Origin of the sequence: Micromonospora globbae, assembly GCF_036184225.1 — a bacterium.
Classification (GTDB): domain Bacteria; phylum Actinomycetota; class Actinomycetes; order Mycobacteriales; family Micromonosporaceae; genus Micromonospora; species Micromonospora globbae.
This window is the reverse complement of the sequence record NZ_CP108084.1, coordinates 5,259,447-5,277,147: the sequence shown is the minus strand read 5'-3', so window position 1 is coordinate 5,277,147 and position 17,701 is coordinate 5,259,447. Positions and strand designations below refer to the sequence as shown.

Annotated in this window: 15 protein-coding genes and 1 pseudogene; 11 read left to right on the top strand and 5 right to left on the bottom strand. The window is 72.8% G+C overall.

The window, feature by feature from the left end; genetic code table 11:
- The first annotated feature begins 72 nt into the window (after positions 1–72).
- Positions 73–1,497 carry an adenylosuccinate lyase gene (purB, locus tag OG994_RS23850; protein WP_120328162.1) on the top strand — a complete coding sequence of 475 codons (1,425 nt, stop codon included), beginning with the start codon at positions 73–75 and terminating at the stop codon, positions 1,495–1,497.
- A 142-nt stretch (positions 1,498–1,639) separates the two neighbouring features.
- On the opposite strand, the pseudogene OG994_RS23845 reads toward purB, so the two are convergent.
- Positions 1,640–2,207, bottom strand: a pseudogene (locus tag OG994_RS23845) (YbjQ family protein).
- 23 nt (positions 2,208–2,230) lie between these two features.
- The gene (locus OG994_RS23840) at positions 2,231–2,914 is read right to left on the bottom strand and encodes a S1 family peptidase (protein ID WP_328851036.1); all 684 of its coding nucleotides are present in this window, start codon (positions 2,912–2,914) and stop codon (positions 2,231–2,233) included.
- Between the two features lie 416 nt (positions 2,915–3,330).
- Between OG994_RS23840 and purS the strand changes: the two genes are divergently transcribed.
- From purS to OG994_RS23820, 4 genes are all read left to right on the top strand, one after another.
- The gene (gene purS / locus OG994_RS23835) at positions 3,331–3,594 is read left to right on the top strand and encodes a phosphoribosylformylglycinamidine synthase subunit PurS (RefSeq protein ID WP_120328160.1); all 264 of its coding nucleotides are present in this window, start codon (positions 3,331–3,333) and stop codon (positions 3,592–3,594) included.
- A complete protein-coding gene (gene purQ, locus OG994_RS23830; RefSeq protein WP_328851035.1) occupies positions 3,591–4,274 on the top strand; it encodes a phosphoribosylformylglycinamidine synthase subunit PurQ in 684 nt (227 codons plus the stop codon). The genes purS and purQ overlap by 4 nt, the downstream gene beginning before the upstream one ends.
- Before the next feature lie 70 nt (positions 4,275–4,344).
- The gene (purL, locus tag OG994_RS23825; RefSeq protein ID WP_240032886.1) at positions 4,345–7,122 is read left to right on the top strand and encodes a phosphoribosylformylglycinamidine synthase subunit PurL; all 2,778 of its coding nucleotides are present in this window, start codon (positions 4,345–4,347) and stop codon (positions 7,120–7,122) included.
- A gap of 4 nt (positions 7,123–7,126) precedes the next feature.
- Positions 7,127–7,882 carry a 2-phosphosulfolactate phosphatase gene (locus OG994_RS23820; protein ID WP_120328158.1) on the top strand — a complete coding sequence of 252 codons (756 nt, stop codon included), beginning with the start codon at positions 7,127–7,129 and terminating at the stop codon, positions 7,880–7,882.
- 85 nt (positions 7,883–7,967) lie between these two features.
- Here OG994_RS23820 and OG994_RS23815 read toward each other — a convergent pair whose 3' ends face one another.
- Positions 7,968–10,022 carry a carboxypeptidase-like regulatory domain-containing protein gene (locus OG994_RS23815; RefSeq protein WP_328851034.1) on the bottom strand — a complete coding sequence of 685 codons (2,055 nt, stop codon included), beginning with the start codon at positions 10,020–10,022 and terminating at the stop codon, positions 7,968–7,970.
- 158 nt (positions 10,023–10,180) lie between these two features.
- Between OG994_RS23815 and OG994_RS23810 the strand changes: the two genes are divergently transcribed.
- The 5 genes from OG994_RS23810 (at position 10,181) to amcA (ending at position 14,893) form a co-directional block, all read left to right on the top strand.
- A complete protein-coding gene (locus OG994_RS23810; protein ID WP_120328157.1) occupies positions 10,181–10,534 on the top strand; it encodes a sterol carrier family protein in 354 nt (117 codons plus the stop codon).
- 171 nt (positions 10,535–10,705) lie between these two features.
- Positions 10,706–12,238 carry an amidophosphoribosyltransferase gene (gene purF / locus OG994_RS23805; RefSeq protein WP_120328156.1) on the top strand — a complete coding sequence of 511 codons (1,533 nt, stop codon included), beginning with the start codon at positions 10,706–10,708 and terminating at the stop codon, positions 12,236–12,238.
- A gap of 62 nt (positions 12,239–12,300) precedes the next feature.
- On the top strand, positions 12,301–13,455 hold the full coding sequence (gene purM, locus OG994_RS23800) for a phosphoribosylformylglycinamidine cyclo-ligase (RefSeq protein ID WP_120328155.1): 1,155 nt from the start codon (positions 12,301–12,303) through the stop codon (positions 13,453–13,455).
- A gap of 129 nt (positions 13,456–13,584) precedes the next feature.
- Entirely contained in the window at positions 13,585–14,676 is a 1,092-nt protein-coding gene (gene amcB / locus OG994_RS23795) for a cyclophane-forming radical SAM peptide maturase AmcB (protein WP_328853778.1), read from the top strand.
- On the top strand, positions 14,657–14,893 hold the full coding sequence (gene amcA, locus OG994_RS23790; RefSeq protein WP_328851033.1) for a multiple cyclophane-containing RiPP AmcA: 237 nt from the start codon (positions 14,657–14,659) through the stop codon (positions 14,891–14,893). Before amcB ends, amcA begins: the two co-directional genes overlap by 20 nt.
- 136 nt (positions 14,894–15,029) lie before the next feature.
- Here the strand turns inward: amcA and OG994_RS23785 are convergent, their stop codons facing one another.
- Both OG994_RS23785 and OG994_RS23780 read right to left on the bottom strand, forming a co-directional pair.
- Entirely contained in the window at positions 15,030–15,245 is a 216-nt protein-coding gene (locus OG994_RS23785; RefSeq protein ID WP_120328152.1) for a DUF3073 domain-containing protein, read from the bottom strand.
- A 305-nt stretch (positions 15,246–15,550) separates the two neighbouring features.
- A complete protein-coding gene (locus OG994_RS23780; protein WP_120328151.1) occupies positions 15,551–16,633 on the bottom strand; it encodes a Glu/Leu/Phe/Val family dehydrogenase in 1,083 nt (360 codons plus the stop codon).
- 169 nt (positions 16,634–16,802) lie between these two features.
- On the opposite strand from OG994_RS23780, the gene OG994_RS23775 reads away from it, so the two are divergent.
- Complete coding sequence (locus OG994_RS23775; RefSeq protein WP_120328150.1) at positions 16,803–17,642, top strand: hypothetical protein; 840 nt, start codon at positions 16,803–16,805, stop codon at positions 17,640–17,642.
- Positions 17,643–17,701 lie beyond the last annotated feature (59 nt).

Below are 17,701 nucleotides of genomic sequence, written 5' to 3'. Positions count from 1 at the left end.
AACAGGACGATCACCATACCGAGCCGGTGGCCCGCCCGGAGGGGCCCGGACCGGTACGGGAGAATGAGGGCCGTGACGACGATCCCGAACGTGCTCGCTCACCGCTACGCCTCGCCCGAGCTGGTCGCCCTCTGGTCCCCGGAGGAGAAGATCCGCCTCGAGCGGCGGCTCTGGATCGCCGTGCTGCGGGCGCAGCGCGACCTCGGGGTGCCGGTCCCGGACGGGGTCGTCGAGGCGTACGAGCGGGTGGTGGACCAGGTCGACCTGGCCTCGATCGCGGCGCGGGAGCGGGTCACCCGGCACGACGTGAAGGCCCGGATCGAGGAGTTCAGCGCGCTCGCCGGGCACGAGCACGTGCACAAGGGGATGACCTCGCGGGACCTCACGGAGAACGTCGAGCAGCTCCAGGTGCGCCGTTCGCTGGAGCTGATCCGGGACCGGGTGGTGGCCACGCTGGTCCGGCTCGCGTGGCACGCCAACGAGTACTCCGGCGTGGTGATGGCCGGCCGGTCGCACAACGTGGCGGCGCAGGCCACCACGCTCGGCAAGCGCTTCGCGTCGGCGGCCGAGGAGCTGCTCATCGCGTACGAGCGGCTGGAGGACCTGATCGCCCGCTACCCGCTGCGCGGGATCAAGGGGCCGGTGGGCACCGCGGCGGACCAGCTCGACCTGTTCGACGGCGACGCGGAGAAGGTGGCCGAGCTGGAGCGGCGGGTGGCCGAGCACCTCGGCTTCGCACGGGTGCTGGACAGCGTCGGTCAGGTCTACCCGCGCTCGCTCGACTTCGACGTGATCTCCGCGCTGGCCCAGGTCGCGGCCGGGCCCTCCTCGCTGGCCACGACGATCCGGCTGATGGTGGGCCAGGAGCTGGTCACCGAGGGCTTCAAGCCCGGTCAGGTGGGCTCCAGCGCGATGCCCCACAAGATGAACACCCGTTCCAGCGAGCGGGTGAACGGCTTCGCCGTGATCATCCGTGGCTACCTGTCGATGGTCGGCGAGCTGGCCGGTGACCAGTGGAACGAGGGTGACGTCTCCTGCTCGGTGGTCCGCCGGGTGGCTCTGCCGGACGCGTTCTTCGCCGCCGACGGGCTGTTCCAGACGTTCCTCACCGTGCTCGACGAGTTCGGCGCGTACCCCGCGGTGATCAACCGGGAGCTGGAGCGCTTCCTGCCGTTCCTGGCCACCACGAAGATCCTGGTGGCCGCCGTGCGCCGGGGCGTCGGCCGGGAGGTCGCGCACGAGGTGATCAAGGAGCACGCGGTGGCCGTCGCGTTGGGGATGCGCGAGAAGGGCACGCCGGAGAACGACCTGTTCGACCGGTTGGCGGCCGACGGTCGGCTCGGCCTCACCCGGGCCGAGATCGACGAGCTGGTGGCCGACCGGGCGGCCTTCGTGGGTGCCGCCCCCGCCCAGGTGCAGGCGGTGACCCGCCGCATCACCAGGATCGTCGAGGCGCACCCCGAAGCCGCCGCCTACAGCCCACCCCCGATCCTGTAACCCCCGGCCCCGGGGGCGCTCCAGAGCGTCGATCATGAGGTTGTTGCCGCGACACGCCGGCGCGGTGGGCGACAACTTCGTGATCGACGGCCGGGCCCGGCCGGCCCAGCCCGGCCGACCGGGCGGCCCGTGGGGCGGGCGGTTAGGAGTCGCGGGTGGGGGTTTCGGCCGCGGTGCGGAGGTTGGGTCCGCTGGGCGGCTCGGCGATGCCGCTCGGTGCGCTGGCGATCTCCGGCTCGTGCGCGGTCTCCGCGGCGACCAGCGGCTGGTCGGGCGGCATGACGTCGGGCACCTTGGGTACGACGATCACCGCCGTGCCGTACGCGCAGATCTCCATCCACATCTCGCCGCAGTCCCGGCTGTCGAACCGCATGCCGATCACGGCGTTCGCGCCGAGCCGGCGGGCCTCCTCGCCGAGGCGGGCCACCGAGTCGGTGCGCCACCGGGTGAGGTTGTCCGGGGCCATGGGGTCGTACGCCCCACCGCGCAGGTTCTTGACGCCCTCGCGGTAGGGGTTCCGCGTCCTGGCCATCGATGAGACCACCTCGCCGAGGATCTGGCGGATCTCGTAGCCGGGCAGTTCGTCCGTCGTCACGACCAGCACGGTTCCGATGCTGTCAGGGTGGCCGGCATCCTGATCGTGAGCATTGTTCACCTGGTCGGATGCTGAAAAACGGCGCGGCGCGGACGGCCGGCGCTCCGCCGGTCATCCGCGCCGCTCGGGGACCAACCGTCAGACACCGGCCACGGAGGTGATCCAGGCCCGGTTGTACGCGACACTGCCGTAGTTCTGGATGCTGTAGCCGTCCGCCGTCGAGGCGACGCCCACCTGCTGGCCGTTGTAGAACTGCGGGCCGCCGGAGTCGCCCCGCCAGGCGTTGCCGCTGATCCGGGTGCTGCGGATCGCCTGGCCGCCGTACGCGTCGGTGGCGCTGTTGCTGGTCACCTGGACGGTCGCGGTCTTGAGCTGGGTGGACGCGGAGCAGCCGCTGTAGCAGGTCATGCCCCACCCGTAGATCGAGTTGGTCGAGCCGATCGGCGGGTTGCTGCTGGCCAGCGTGACGGTGGAGGTGCTCACGGGGCTGGAGAGGCGCATGAGGGCCAGGTCGTAGCGGGTGTAGGTGGCGCTCACGGTGCGGGTGACCCCGCCCGAGGAGCGGTAGACGCTGCCGACCCGGACCGACATCGAGCCGCTGATGCAGTGCCGCGCGGTGAGCACCCACTGGGAGGCGATCACGCTGCCGGAGCAGGTGAACGAGCCGTTGCTGAAGACCGCGGCGGCCCACGGGGCGGACGAGACGGTGCCGCCGCCGATGATGGGCTGCGGGCCCTCGGGGGCGGCGGTGGCGCCCGAGGCGGCGCCGACGACGCCGATCATCGCGGTGCTGATCGCGACGAGCAGGGAACGGATGCGCATGCAGGGCTCCTTGTGGAGGTGGCCCGGGTTCGCCGGGCACGGCCTACCGGTCGGCGGGCGGGGTGGCCCGCCGGCCGGGGACATACATCGATGTCCGACGATGTACGGTAGGGCCCTGAGATGTGGTTCACAAGTGTTTCATCGAACAACACGAACCTTTTCCGGCGGGCGGCCGGGGCGGCGTGGATCCTCCGCCGGTCAGGGGGAGCAACCGGACGAATCGCCACGCGCGGCAACGAACCCGCATCGGGAACGCAACGACTCCGTATCGGTGGCCCGGGCCCCCGCGCCGTCCATGTCGATCACTGTCTGGACGCGTCCGGCCGGTGCGGGCGTAGCCACATCTGCCAGGTAGGCTGGCTGCGCTCGCCCCTTGTGGGTCGGCACCCAACTGCGTACACAGTCAGGAGTGCCCAGTGCCTCGCGTCGTCGTCGACGTCATGCTCAAGCCCGAGATCCTCGATCCGCAGGGCCAGGCCGTCGCAAACGCGCTGCCGCGGCTCGGCGTCAGTGACGTCGCCTCGGTCCGGATCGGCAGGCGGATCGAGATCGAGTTCACCGGCGAACCGGACCTGGACCGGGCCCGGGAGATCGCCGACAAGCTGCTCGCCAACCCGGTGATCGAGGACTTCACCGTTCGCCTCGTGGAGGCCGACGAGATCGCGGGTGCCTCGTCGTGACCGCGCGCGTCGGAGTGGTGACGTTCCCCGGCTCGCTCGACGACGGGGACGCGGCCCGTGCCGTACGCATCGCCGGCGCCGAGCCGGTCCGTCTCTGGCACGCCGACCCGGCGCTGCACGGGGTGGACGCCGTCGTCCTCCCTGGCGGCTTCTCCTACGGCGACTACCTGCGCTGCGGCGCCATCGCCCGGTTCGCCCCCGTCATGGAGACCATCGTCGACGCGGCCCGGGGCGGCCTGCCGGTGCTCGGCATCTGCAACGGCTTCCAGATCCTCTGCGAGGCGCACCTCCTGCCCGGTGCGCTGACCCGCAACCAGCACCTGCACTTCCGCAACCGGGACCAGTTCCTGCGCATCGAGACCGCCGCGACCGCCTGGACGAACGGGTTCCAGCCGGGCCAGGAGGTGCTCATCCCGGTCAAGAACGGCGAGGGCTGCTACGTCGCCGACCCCGCGACGCTGGACCGGCTCGAGGCCGAGGGCCGGGTCGTCGCCCGCTACATCGGCGGCAACCCGAACGGGTCGCAGCGCGACATCGCCGCCGTGACCAACGAGGCCGGCAACGTGGTCGGCATCATGCCGCACCCCGAGCACGCGGTCGAGGAGCTGACCGGCCCCTCACTGGACGGCCTCGGCTTCTTCACGTCGGTCCTCAAGCACCTGGTCGGGGCGCCGGCGTGACCGGCGGCGGCAGGATCATCGGTCAGCTCAACCGCCCCGCGGGCGGCCACGAGCGCAGCGAGGAGAGGTCATGACCACCCATCCGGACCCGGTACGGGAGACACCGGAGGCGTACCCGGCGACGCCGGGCCCGGCCGCCGTCGTGCCGCCGGCCGCTCCGGCCCAGCCCGTGGCGCCGGCAACCGACGAGTGGGCCCACGGCGTGGACACCGTGCCGCGCGCCGCCGGCACGCCCGGTGAACTCCAGCCGTACGCCGAACTCGGCCTCCGCGACGACGAGTACGACCGCATCCGGCAGATCCTCGGCCGGCGGCCCACGCAGGCCGAGCTGGCCATGTACTCGATCATGTGGAGCGAGCACTGCTCCTACAAGTCCAGCAAGGTCCACCTGCGCCAGTTCGGGGAGAAGGCCCCGCCGAGCGACCGCCTGCTCGCCGGGATCGGTGAGAACGCGGGCGTGGTGCGGGTCTCCGACCGGCTGGCGGTGACCTTCAAGGTCGAGTCGCACAACCACCCGAGCTTCGTGGAGCCCTACCAGGGCGCGGCGACCGGCGTCGGTGGCATCGTCCGGGACATCCTCGCCATGGGCGCGCGCCCCGTCGCCGTCATGGACCCGCTGCGCTTCGGCGCCGCCGACCACCCGGACACCGCCCGGGTGCTCCCCGGCGTGGTCGCCGGCATCGGCGGCTACGGCAACTGCCTCGGCCTGCCCAACATCGGCGGCGAGGTGGTCTTCGACCCCTGCTACCAGGGCAACCCCCTGGTCAACGCGCTCTGCCTCGGGGTGCTGCCCGTCGACCGCCTCCAGAAGAAGGAGGCCGCCGGCCCCGGCAACGTCGTGGTGCTCATGGGCGCGAAGACCGGCCGGGACGGCATCGGCGGCGTGTCGGTGCTGGCGAGCGCCACGTTCGACGAGGGCAGCGAGCAGCGCCGCCCGTCGGTGCAGGTGGGCGACCCGTTCACCGAGAAGCTGCTCATCGAGGCGTGCCTGGAGCTGTACGACGCCGAACTGGTCGTCGGCATCCAGGACCTCGGCGGCGCCGGGCTGACCTGCGCGCTCACCGAGACCGCCGCGGCGGCCGGCACCGGCATGCGGGTCTGGCTGGAGCGGGTGCCGCTGCGCGAGCCCTCGATGGAGCCGCACGAGATCCTCGCCAGCGAGTCCCAGGAGCGGATGCTGCTGGTCGTCGCCCCGGACAAGCTCGACGCGGTGCTCAAGACCGCAGAGAAGTGGGGCGTCCTCGCCACCGCGATCGGTGAGGTCACCGCGCCGTCGCCGGACGGCCAGCCCGGCCGCCTGGTCGTCACCTGGCGGGACCACCTGGTGGTCGACGTGCCGCCGGGCTCGCTGGTCGACGACGGTCCGGTGTACGCGCGGCCCATGCGCGAGCCGGCCGACCTGATCCTGCTCCAGGCCGACCGGGCCGAGACGCTGCCGCGTCCGGCCGACCCGGAGGCGCTGCGGGAGACGGTGCTGCGGATGATCGCGTCGCCGAACCTCGCCGACAAGACCTGGGTCACCGAGCAGTACGACCGCTACGTGCTGGGCAACACCGTGCTCGCCCAGCCGGAGGACTCGGGCGTGATCCGGATCGACGAGCGGACCGGGCTCGGGGTGGCGCTCTCGGTGGACGGCAACGGCCGCTACGCGCGCCTCGACCCGTACCACGGCACGAAGCTCGCCCTGGCCGAGGCGTACCGGAACGTGGCCGTCACCGGCGCGACGCCGATCGCCGTCACCAACTGCCTGAACTTCGGCTCGCCGGAGGACCCGGCGGTGATGTGGCAGTTCGCCGAGGCCGTGCGCGGCCTGGCCGACGGCTGCGCCGAGCTGGGCATCCCGGTGACCGGCGGCAACGTGAGCTTCTACAACCAGACCGGTGCGGCGGCCATCCACCCGACCCCGGTGGTCGGTGTGCTCGGCGTGCTGGAGAACGTGGCCGACCGGGTGCCGATGGGCTTCGTGCCGCGCGCCAACGGCGACCACGACCAGATCTACCTGCTCGGCGAGACGCACGTGGAGCTCTCCGGCTCGGAGTGGGCCTGGGTGACCCACGAGCACCTCGGCGGCATCCCGCCGCAGGTCGACCTCGCTCGGGAGAAGGCGCTGGCCGACCTGCTGGCGGCGGCGGCCCGGGTGGGCCACCTCAGCTCGGCCCACGACCTCTCCGACGGTGGGCTGGCGCAGAGCCTCGTCGAGTCCTGCCTGCGGCGTGGGGTCGGGGCCCGCATCGCGGTGCCGGAGCGGTTCGCGGGCGGCTCGATGCCGTTCGTCTACCTGTTCAGCGAGTCCGCCGGGCGGGTGCTCGTGTCGGTGCCGCGCGGGCACGAGAAGGCGTTCGCCGCGCTCTGCGCCGAGCACGGCGTGCCGCACGAGCTGATCGGTGTCACCGACACGGCCGGCGGTGCGCTGGAGGTGCACGGCCAGTTCCGGATCGGCCTGGACGAGCTGCGCGCCGCGCACACCGCCACCCTGCCCCGCCTCTTCGGCGGCGCCGAGCTGGTCGAGGTGCCCGCGCCGGCGTCCGGCGTGGCGGGGGCCGTCGAGGCGGTCCCGCTGCCCACCGACGGCGACCCGCGGCCGGTGGACCCGGCCGAGGTCGTGAGCGAGCCCATCGCCTCGTCGGGGCCGACCCCGGTGACCGGTGCGGCCGAGCCGGTCGACACCCCGGCGGAGCAGCCGACCGACGTGCCGGCGGAGTCGGGTGAGGCCGCCTCGCCGGGCGGTGTGATCGCCACCCCGCCGGTCGAGACGGCCGAGGAGCAGGCCAGCGGGCCCGACACGGCGCCCGACGGCACGACCGGGTCCGGTGACTCCGGGCAGCCGTCGGCGCCCGACGAGCGCTGAGGCGTTGAGGGCGGCCGTCTTCGCCCAACCCGGTTCCGGCGCCCGGTTCGACTGGGGCCTGACCGGTGCGGCGGAGCTCGGCCGCGTCTGCGCCGCCCTGGTGGTGGTGGACGTCCTCTCGTTCACCACCGCCGTCGAGGTGGCGGTCTCCCGGGGTATGCGGGTGCACCCGTTCCCGTGGGGCGAGCAGGCGGCCGAGTACGCCCGCCGCGTCGGCGCGACCGTCGCGGTGGGCCGCCGGAGGACCAGCCCGGAGCAGCCGTGGTCGCTCTCGCCGGCGGCGCTCAGCGCCGCCCCGGTCGTCGCCGACCTGGTGCTGCCCTCGCCGAACGGTTCCGCGATCAGCGCCGCGGCCAGCGCCACCGGCCTGCCGGTGGTGGCCGCGTGCCTGCGTAACGCCCGCGCCGTCGGGCGGTGGCTGCTCGACCAGGGGTACGGCACGACGGACGCCCCGGTCGGCGTGGTGGCCGCCGGGGAGCGCTGGCCGGACGGTTCGCTACGCCCCAGCGTCGAGGATCAGCTCGGCGCGGCGAGTGTGCTGGACGCCCTCTCCGGCGCGCCGGGCGGGCTCTCCGTCGAGGCGGCCATGGCGCTCGCGGCGCTGGCCAGCACGCCGGACGTGCCCGCCGCGGTCCGCGGCTGCGTGTCCGGCCGGGAACTCGCCGAGGGCGGCTTCGCCGAGGACGTGGAGATCGCCGTACGGCTGGACGTGTCGGACGTGGTGCCGCTGCTGCGCCACGGCGTGTTCTCCGCCGCCTGAAGCCGCCCCGTTCCCACTGGGCCCAGCCACGTACGCGGAAGGGGCCGCCCGGATCTCTCCGGGCGGCCCCTTCCGCTACGTCGGATCAGTCGTCCAGCCAGTCCAGCCGGCGGCCACCCCGGTCCTGGTGCGCGGCGCCGTCGCGGCCCCGGCCGCCCTGGTCGCCGTAGTAGCCGCCCTGGTCGTAGCCGCCGCGGTCGTCGTAGCCGCCCCGCTGGGTGGGCGGCTCCTGGCCGTACGCGCCGGGCTGGCCGTACCCGCCCTGGTCGTAACCGCCACGGTCGTCGTAGCCACCGCGCTGCGTCGGCGGCTCCTGGCCGTAGCCGCCGCGCTGCGTCGGGGGCTCCTGGCCGTACGCGCCGGGCTGGCCGTAGCCGCCCTGGTCGTAACCGCCGCGGTCGTCGTAGCCTCCCCGCCGGTCGTATCCGCCGGTCGGCTCCGCGTCCCTCCCGTACGGCGCCGGCTCGGCGTGGCCGTAGCCCTGCCCCTGGTCCTGCTCGTACAGCCCGGTGGCGTACGGGTCGGCCGGGGCGGGGTACTGGGTGCTCTCCCCGGTGTACCGGCCGGTCGGCTCGTCGTAGCGCTCTCCGTAGCCCGGGCCGTCCGGGGCCGGCGGGTATCCGGCCGCACCGGCCGGGCCGCCGTAGTCGCGGCTGCCGTATCCGCTGCCGGAGGAGGGAGCGGTGCCGTATCCGCCATCCGAGGACGGCGTGTTGCCGTACCCGCCGCCGGACGACGGGGCGTTGCCGTAGCCGCCGGCGGGCCCGCCGTAGCCACCGCCCGCACCCGGGGCGCCGCCATATCCGTCACCACCGGCTCCGTACCCGCCGCCGGAGGACGGGGCACCGCCGTAGCCGCCCGCGCCGTAGCCGTTGGGCTCGTCGCCGTAGCCGCCACCGGACCAGCCCGCCCCGCCGGCGCCGCCGCCGTACGGCTGCGTGGGCGGAACGCCGTACGGGTCCGGCGGCACGTCGTCGACCACCGGGCGGTGCATCATCGTCGGTGCGTCGCTCAGCGCCGTGCCACCGACCATCGTCGGGTCCGAGCCGACACCGGCGCGGTTCACCACCCGGGTCTGGTCGTCGGCACCGCGGAACGCGCCCCGGGCGGCCGGCACCGCGCCCGCAGCCCCGGCCGCGACCGGCGCGTCGTCGCCCGCGTCGTCCGGGTTCTCCTTGCGCTTCATCCAGAGCAGCACGATGGTGCCGACACCCGCGGCGACGAGCAGGCCGCCGAGCAGGATGATCAGGATCGAGCCGAAGCCGCCGCCCGAGTCCTCGTTCGAGGCGTTGGCCGCCGGGGCGTCCGTCGCCTCCTCGGCCTCGCCGGTCACTTCCTCGGTGGGCTCCTCCGACGGCTCCTCGGTCGGCTCGACGCTGGCCGACGGCGTGGGGCTCGGCGTCTTCTCCACCTTGATCGGCAGGCTGATCCGCTTGCCCGTGATGGCCTGGCCGGCGCTGGCGTTGAAGCTCGCGATCTCGCGTACGTCGTCGAAACTCGCGCCCACGTCGATCCGCCCGGGCGTGATCGGCTTGGAGCTGCTGCCGGTGAAGCGCCAGTTGCCGCTGCCGTCGGTGGTCGTGTCGTAGCGGTGGCCGCCCGAGTCCTGGAGGATCACGAAGGCGTTCGGCACCGGGTCACCGGAGTCCTTGACGACCACCTTCCCCGAGACCGACCGCACGGTCTGCGCCTGTTGCTCCGGGCCACGGACGGTGACATCTCGTTCCGCGCTCCCGGAGTCACCGTCGATGCTGGCGCTGACCTGCACCTTGCCGGACTTCGTCTCGCCGGCGGCCACGTTCCCCGCCACCAGCGTCACGGTGTACGACTTCGACTCGCCTCGGTTGATCTCTTCGGTGAAGTCACAGCGGCCATCGCAACTGAGTTCGCCGAAGGAGCTGGTGACCTTGACGGTCACCGAGTCGGAGTTCTGAGGCGGCAGCTTGACGTTGTTGTTCGTCACACGGAACGACAACGTCGCGCGCTGCCCGGACGTGAGGGTGCCGGACGAGAGGCCGGTGATCTGGACCGCAGGCTCGTCGGCAAGTGCCGGTGTGGCGGGGAGGGCGAGCAGGGCGCCGGCAACCAGCGCTACGACCACACCGGCCCGCTGCTTCCAGGCACGTCGGTGTGTTGACACGTCCACCGCCTTCCGGACTGACTTCCCGCACCGGCGGCCGCCGGGTCGGGGATCATCACGGTACGAATACACCGTCGGCAACTATGCCTTGTCGGGCTGCCCCGGCGCGACCCAGGGCCGGCGTCGGAAGCGGCCGGCACGGGTCGTATCGTCCCGTCGTGTCCTCTCCGCACATTAAGTCCGCCGCGGTCGCGACGGCGTTGTCGGCGCTCGACGAGGGGCGTGTCCCCGAACGGCCGGTCCTCCGGGAGGCGGTCCGGACGCTGCTGGCCGCCCTCGCGGAGCGCGCCCCCGGCCGATCGGTGGAGGTGCGTGTCCCACCATACGGCGCGATCCAGTGCCTACCCGGTCCCCGACACACCCGTGGCACGCCGCCGAACGTGGTGGAGATGGATCCGGAGACGTGGCTCCGGGTGGCCACCGGGCGGCTGGAGTGGGCGGACGCGGTCACCGAGGGTCGCGTACAGGTGAGTGGGGTCCGTGCGGACCTCTCCGCCCATCTGCCGCTCTAGCTGCGCGTCCGTCCGGATCGAAGGTAACTGCCCGGAGGCGAATCGTGACTTTCAGTATCGATGGCGATTCGCGTACACTGTCAGGCGAACCAGTGGTCCCGGCCGAGGAGCGGATCCGACACCCGTGATCCCGCGAGGCCCGTTACAGACCCATGCATGAGGGAGCGGCAGGTGCCCCGAGGCGACGGCCGGCTGAGCCACGACCTTGATCCCCAGCGACCAGGCCCCCAGGACGCGTGCGGCGTCTTCGGGGTGTGGGCCCCGGGGGAGGAGGTCGCCAACCTGACCTACTTCGGTCTCTACGCGCTGCAGCACCGGGGCCAGGAGGCCGCCGGTATCGCGGTGAGCGACGGCTCGGGTGTCGTCGTCTACAAGGATCTCGGCCTGGTCGCGCAGGTCTTCGACGAGCCGACGCTGGCGAGCCTGCGCGGGCACGTGGCCATCGGCCACACGCGCTACTCCACCACCGGCGGCTCGACCTGGGAGAACGCCCAGCCGACCCTCCGGTCGACCAGCGCCGGCACGACGATCGCCCTCGCTCACAACGGCAACCTGGTCAACACGGCGGATCTCCAGCGCGAGGTCGCCGACCGGGGGCTGTCGACCGACGGCGCGACCAACGACACGTCCCTCGTGACGATGCTGCTGGCCAGCCGCCCCGACCTCTCCGTCGAGGCGGCCGCGATGGAGGTGCTGCCGCGACTGCGCGGCGCGTTCAGCTTCGTCTTCATGGACGAGTCGACCCTCTACGCGGCCCGCGACGCGCACGGCGTACGCCCGCTGGTGCTCGGCCGGCTGGAGCGCGGCTGGGTGGTGGCCAGCGAGACGGCGGCGCTCGACATCGTCGGCGCGAGCGTGGTCCGCGAGGTCGAGCCGGGCGAGCTGATCGCGATCGACGAGGACGGCCTGCGCTCGTCCCGGTTCGCCGTGCCGGAGCCCAAGGGCTGCCTCTTCGAGTACGTCTACGTGGCCCGCCCGGACGCCACCATCGCCGGCCGGAACGTGCACGCCGCGCGGGTGCAGATCGGCCGCCAGCTGGCCAAGGAGCACCCGGTGGAGGCCGACCTGGTCATCCCGGTGCCCGAGTCCGGCACCCCGGCGGCGATCGGCTACGCCGAGGAGTCCGGCATCACCTACGGCCAGGGCCTCATGAAGAACCCGTACGTCGGGCGCACCTTCATCCAGCCGTCGCAGACCCTGCGCCAGCTCGGCATCCGGCTCAAGCTCAACCCGCTGCGGGAGAACGTGCGGGGCAAGCGGATCGTGGTGGTCGACGACTCGATCGTGCGCGGCAACACGCAGCGGGCGATCGTGCGCATGCTGCGCGAGGCGGGCGCCCTGGAGGTGCACGTACGGATCTCCTCGCCGCCGGTCAAGTGGCCGTGCTTCTACGGCATCGACTTCGCCACCCGTGCGGAGCTGCTGGCCAACGGGCTGGACACCGAGGGCATCCGGCGTTCGATCGGCGCCGACACGCTCGGCTACGTCTCGCTGTCCGGCCTGATCGCGGCGACCGAGCAGCCGAAGACCCGGCTCTGCCGGGCGTGCTTCGATGGGGAGTACCCCATCGAGCTGCCGGCGGGCAACCTGATCGGCAAGCACGTGCTCGAAGGGGTGGGCCGGCGGGTGGCCGCCAGCGCCCCGGAGCACACCACCCCTCCGCTCGTCGCCACTCCGGGCGGCGCGACCGTCCACCGCCCGTAGCACCACCGGGTGCGGCCCGGTCACCACCGGCGTCGTACCCGAGAAACACAAAGGGGAGAACCGTGACGCACGTGTCCGAGCGCAGCGGCGCAGGAACCAGCCCGACCGGAGCCGGCGGCGACCGCCAGCCCTGGACGGCCGGCACCGGCCGCCAGGCGCGCAAACGCTCGGTCTCGTACGCGGACGCCGGCGTGTCCATCGAGGCGGGCGACCGCGCGGTCGAACTGCTCAAGTCGAAGGTGCGGCAGACCCGGCGCCCGGAGGTGCTCGGCGATCTGGGCGGCTTCGCGGGCCTGTTCCGGCTGGACACGAAGAAGTACAAGAACCCGATCCTCGCCTCGTCGACCGACGGCGTGGGCACCAAGCTGGTCATCGCCCAGCAGATGGACATCCACGACACGGTCGGCATCGACCTGGTCGCCATGGTCGTCGACGACCTGGTCGCCTGCGGCGCGGAGCCGCTGTTCCTGCTGGACTACATCGCCACCGGCGAGGTCGTGCCGGACAAGGTCGCGGAGATCGGCGCCGGCATCGCCGACGGCTGCCGGTACGCCGGCTGCGCCCTGCTCGGTGGCGAGACGGCCGAGCACCCGGGCGTGCTGCGCCCGGACGAGTACGACATCTCCGCCACGGGTGTCGGCGTGGTCGAGGAGAGCGAGATCCTCAGCTCGGAGCGGGTCGAGGTGGGCGACGTGGTGATCGCCATGCGCTCCTCGGGCCTGCACTCCAACGGCTACTCGTTGGTCCGGCACGTCCTGCTCGGCGCGGGGCGGATGCGGCTCGACGTGGTGATCGACGACTTCGGCCGGCAGCGGACCCTCGGCGAGGAGCTGCTGACGCCCACGAAGATCTACGCGCAGGACTGCCTCAAGCTGATCGCCGAGGCCGAGGTGCGCGCCCTGGCCCACGTGACGGGCGGCGGGATCCCCGGCAACCTCGTGCGGATCCTGCCGGAGCACGTCGACGCCGTGGTCAACCGCTCCACCTGGCGGCCGCAGCCGGTCTTCGACCTCATCCAGTCGAAGGGCCGGATCGAGGACGCGGAGATGGAGGCGACGTTCAACATGGGCGTCGGCATGTTCGCCATCGTGTCGGCGGAGGACGCGGACCGCGCCCTGGCCACGCTGACCGGTCGGGGCGTCGAGGCGTGGCAGGCCGGCGAGATCATCGAGGGCTCCGGGAACGTTCAGATGGTCGGCCAGCACACTCGCGGCTGATCACTCTGCGCTGATCATACGAGCACCTGATCAGGGGTTCACCCGAGTAGCCATCGCCGCCTAGCCTGAGGGGCACCCTCAGGCGCACAAGGGAGGGCGATGGCTGCTCGGGGACAGTCGGTCGGTGGGATGCGCGGCGTGGCCGCCGTCCCGTCGTACGTCGTCATGCAGCCCACCACCCTCTGCAACCTGGACTGCGCGTACTGCTACCTGCCGCTGCGCGCCGCCGACCGGCGGATGCCGGTGCCGGTGGCCGAGGCGGTGGCGGCCTCGGTGAACCCCTGGGCCTCGGCCGGCCGGTTCTCGGTGGTGTGGCACGGCGGCGAGCCGCTGGCGGCCGGCCGGGAGCACCTGGCGGCCCTGATGGCGCCGTTCGCGCCCGAGGTCGAGCACCACGTGCAGACCAACGCCACGCTCATCGACGACGCCTGGTGCGACTTCTTCCAGGAGCACGGGGTGCGGGTGAGCGTGAGCGTGGACGGGCCACGGGAGCGCAACGACGACCGGGTCACCCGGGCCGGGCAGCCGGCGTACGACCGGATCATGCGCGGAGTGTCGGTGCTGCGTCGGCGCGGCCTGCCGTTCTCGGCGCTCGCCGTCGTCTCCCGGCCGCGGGCCGGGCTCGCCGCCGAGCTGTACGACTACTTCCTCGACCTCGGTTGTGACGTGCTCGGCATCAACATCGAGGAGACCGAGGGGGTCAACACGCGCGGCAACGCGCACGATCAGGCCGACGTGACCGCGTTCTGGGCCGAGCTGGTGGCCGCGTGGCGCCGGGAGCCCCGCATCCACCTGCGCGAGATCGAATGGTCCCTGCGGTACGCCGCGGCGGTCCTGGACGGCGTGGCGGACGACCTGCTGCCCCGCCAACTGGACCCGATCCCCACGATCGGGCACGACGGGTCGGTGACCGTGCTCTCCCCGGAGCTGGCCGGCTTCACCGACCCCCGGTACGGCGACTTCAGCAGCGGCAACGTGCTGGAGAGCCCGCTGGCCGAGATCCTGGCCGGCGCGGAGCGCACGCCGTGGGTCGGCGAGTTCCTCGCCGGCGTCGAGGCGTGCCGGGACACCTGCCCCTACTTCGGGTTCTGCGGCGGCGGTCACGCCGCGAACCGCTACTTCGAGCTGGGGCGCTTCGACGGCACGGAGACCGAGCACTGCCGCAACAGCAAGATCCGCCTACTGGAGGGAGTGTTGGAGCATGCCCGAGACCACCAGTGACCGGCAGCCTGAGCGCACGGCGGGTGCGAGCCCGGCCGGTGTCGCCGAGCGGGTGCGGGACGCCGCCCCGGGGCTCATCGCACTGCTGCGCGAGGCTGAGACCGCACGGCGGCTCCGGGCGGAGGTGGCGGGCGCGAGTGGTGGTGGCGCGGTCTGCGCCTGGAACCACTTCGAGAACATCCCGACGTTCTACAACTGGAACAACCGGCCCCGCTGAGGGTGCGGCACCGGGGTCAGGGGCCCGTCCGGCGCGTGGCGCCTGGCAGGCCCCTGACCGTCGGTCGGTACGCCGCTGCCGGCGAGCACATGCGTGAGCACGCGGGGCTCACCGCGTGCTCAGATGTGACCGGGGGTCAGCGGGTCGGACGGACCCAGGTGTCGGGGTCGTCGTCCGCGTGGTCCTCGTCATCGTCGTCGACATACTCGTTGTAGTCGTCGTCGAAGTCGCGGTTCGACTTGCCGCTGCCGCCGAGTTCTCGCTGCAAGGCGGCGAGGTCGGTGTTCGGGGAGTGGTACTTCAACTCCCGGGCCACCTTTGTCTGCTTGGCCTTAGCACGGCCGCGCCCCATGGCTCGACCCCCTCGCACAGAATGCGGGGCAGCCCGAAGGCGGGCCCCGATGACGTCAGGCATCTCTCGTGGCTCTTACGGTACATGGGGATGCCACCGTTCGGCACCTCGGGTTACCGTCAGCCGGCACTGCGCGTCGCGGTGGTCCGGCCGTCACCCAGTGTACCCGGTAAGGGGTGGAAGCGTGAGCGCCCATGACACCGGGCAAAACGGCACGAACTGATCCCAGAACCAGCTTAACGGCCGCGCCGGCCGCCCGTGGCCCCGGGAGCGAGACGGGCCGCCCGCCCCCGGGGGAAGGTCTTTCAGCGCAGGTGGATCGTGCGCAGTCGTCCCACCTCGGCCATCCGCCGCTCGGCGAGACGGTCCGCGGCGACCGCCGGCGGGACGCCCTCGGCGTCGGCGAGCCGCAGGATCTCCCGGGTGGTGTCGTAGATCCGGGTGGCCCGCAGCTTGGCCCGCTCGAAGTTGAAGCCCTCGATCTCGTCGGCGACCTGGATCACGCCGCCGGCGTTGACCACGTAGTCCGGCGCGTAGAGGATGCCCCGGTCGGCCAGCAGCTTCTCGATGCCGGGGTGGGCGAGCTGGTTGTTCGCGGCGCCGGCGACGACCTTCGCGCGCAGGGCGGGCACGGTCTCGTCGTTCAGCGCGCCGCCGAGGGCGCACGGCGCGTACACGTCGATGTCGGCGCCGACCAGCAGGGCGCTGTCGTCCACGAGGCTGACCTGCGGATGGGTGGTGCGGGCCCACTCCATCGCCCGGGGGTCGACGTCGGTGGCCACGACCTCGGCGCCGTCGTCGAGCAGGTGCCCCACGAGGTACTTGCCGACCTTGCCGAGACCGGCCACGCCGACCCGCCTGCCGTGCAGCGTCGGTACGCCCCAGACGTGCTCGGCCGCGGCGCGCATGCCCTGGAAGACGCCCCACGCGGTGAGGACCGAGGAGTCGCCGGCGCCCCCGTGCTCCACGCTGCGGCCGGTGACGTAGCGGGTCTCCCGGGCGATCACGTCCATGTCGGCGACGTAGGTGCCGACGTCGCAGGCGGTGTAGTAGCGCCCGGCGAGCGACTCCACGAAGCGGCCGTACGCCCGCAGCAGCGCCTCGGTCTTGATCTGCTCCGGGTCACCCCAGATGACCGCCTTGCCGCCGCCCAGGTCCAGGCCGGCCAGCGCGTTCTTGTACGCCATGCCGCGGGACAGGTCGAGCACGTCGGCGAGGGCGGCCTCCTCGCTGTCGTACGGGTAGAAGCGGGTGCCGCCGAGCGCGGGCCCCAGCGCGGTGGAGTAGATCCCGATGATCGCCTTGAGGCCGGTCTGCTTGTCCTGGCAGAACACGACCTGTTCGTGGCCCGTCGATCCCGGGTCGTCGGTGCTGGCGAATACGCCCATGACTGGCTCCTGGTGTCGGTGCGTCCTTGTGGGACGCGGACCTGCTGGACGCCGGCGGGGATGCTGCCGGTGGACCTGAGCCTAATATCGGCCGCCGCGGCCCCGCCGTCCACGGCACGCGTGGTGGGCGCTGGCGGCGTGGGGGCGGTGTTCGTGGGAGGATCGCGCCGTGCCGTCGCTCTTCGCTTCTTACCTGCGCGTGTACGAGCCTCTGACCGCCTTCGACCGGGACCGCCAGTCGTACTGGCGTCGCTACGTGTCGGAGGGGCGGGCGGTGGCCCCCGTGGAGGGGCCGGGCCGGCAACGGACGGCCGTGATCGAGGCGCTGGGGGCCGGCTGGACCCGCCTGCCGGACCTGCCCGAGGAGGCGTACGTCCTGGAGACGGACGACACGCTGCTCGTCTGCCCGTGGAACCTGCGGATCCGGGTGGCCGAGGCGGCGCTCAGCGCCCGCGACGGCGTGCCCTCGGTGCTCGCCGACGCCTTCGTGCCCCCGGTGCTCGCCGGGCAGGCCAAGGCGGTCGTGGACGACTGGCGCAGCGGCGCCCGGGTGCTGGAGCACGGGGTGCCACGGCTGCACGAACAGATCGCCACGTGGGGAGTGCCGCTGCGCTGGTTCGTCCTCTTCGACCCGGAGGAGCGGGACCTGGTCACCCGGCCGGGGCGACGGGCCCTGCGCTACCGCACGGAGATCTCCAAGGCGCGGCGGCGGTCGTCGCGGGCGCTCGCGGTGCTGCGCAAGTCGGTCGGCGAGGCGCCGATCACCGAGGCGGTCGAGGAGGCCGCCCGGTGGCTCGAGGAGTTCCACCCCCGTTCGGTGGTCGAACTCGACTACGGCGGCCTCGTGGACCTGCTGCCCGACGAGACGCTCGCGGCGGACGACTCGCCCGAGCTGGTGGCGGCCGGTCTCGCGGGGCTCTCCCGGGGTGAGGCCGAGGAGGCGTCGGCGGCGTACGACAAGCTGGTCGCGCGCTGGCGCGCGGTCCAACTGCTGGAGCGCTGCAACTAGGACATATGGCTCACGGAGCGCTCCCAAGGCGAGGAGCGCTCGTAGTCGATGCTTCACGA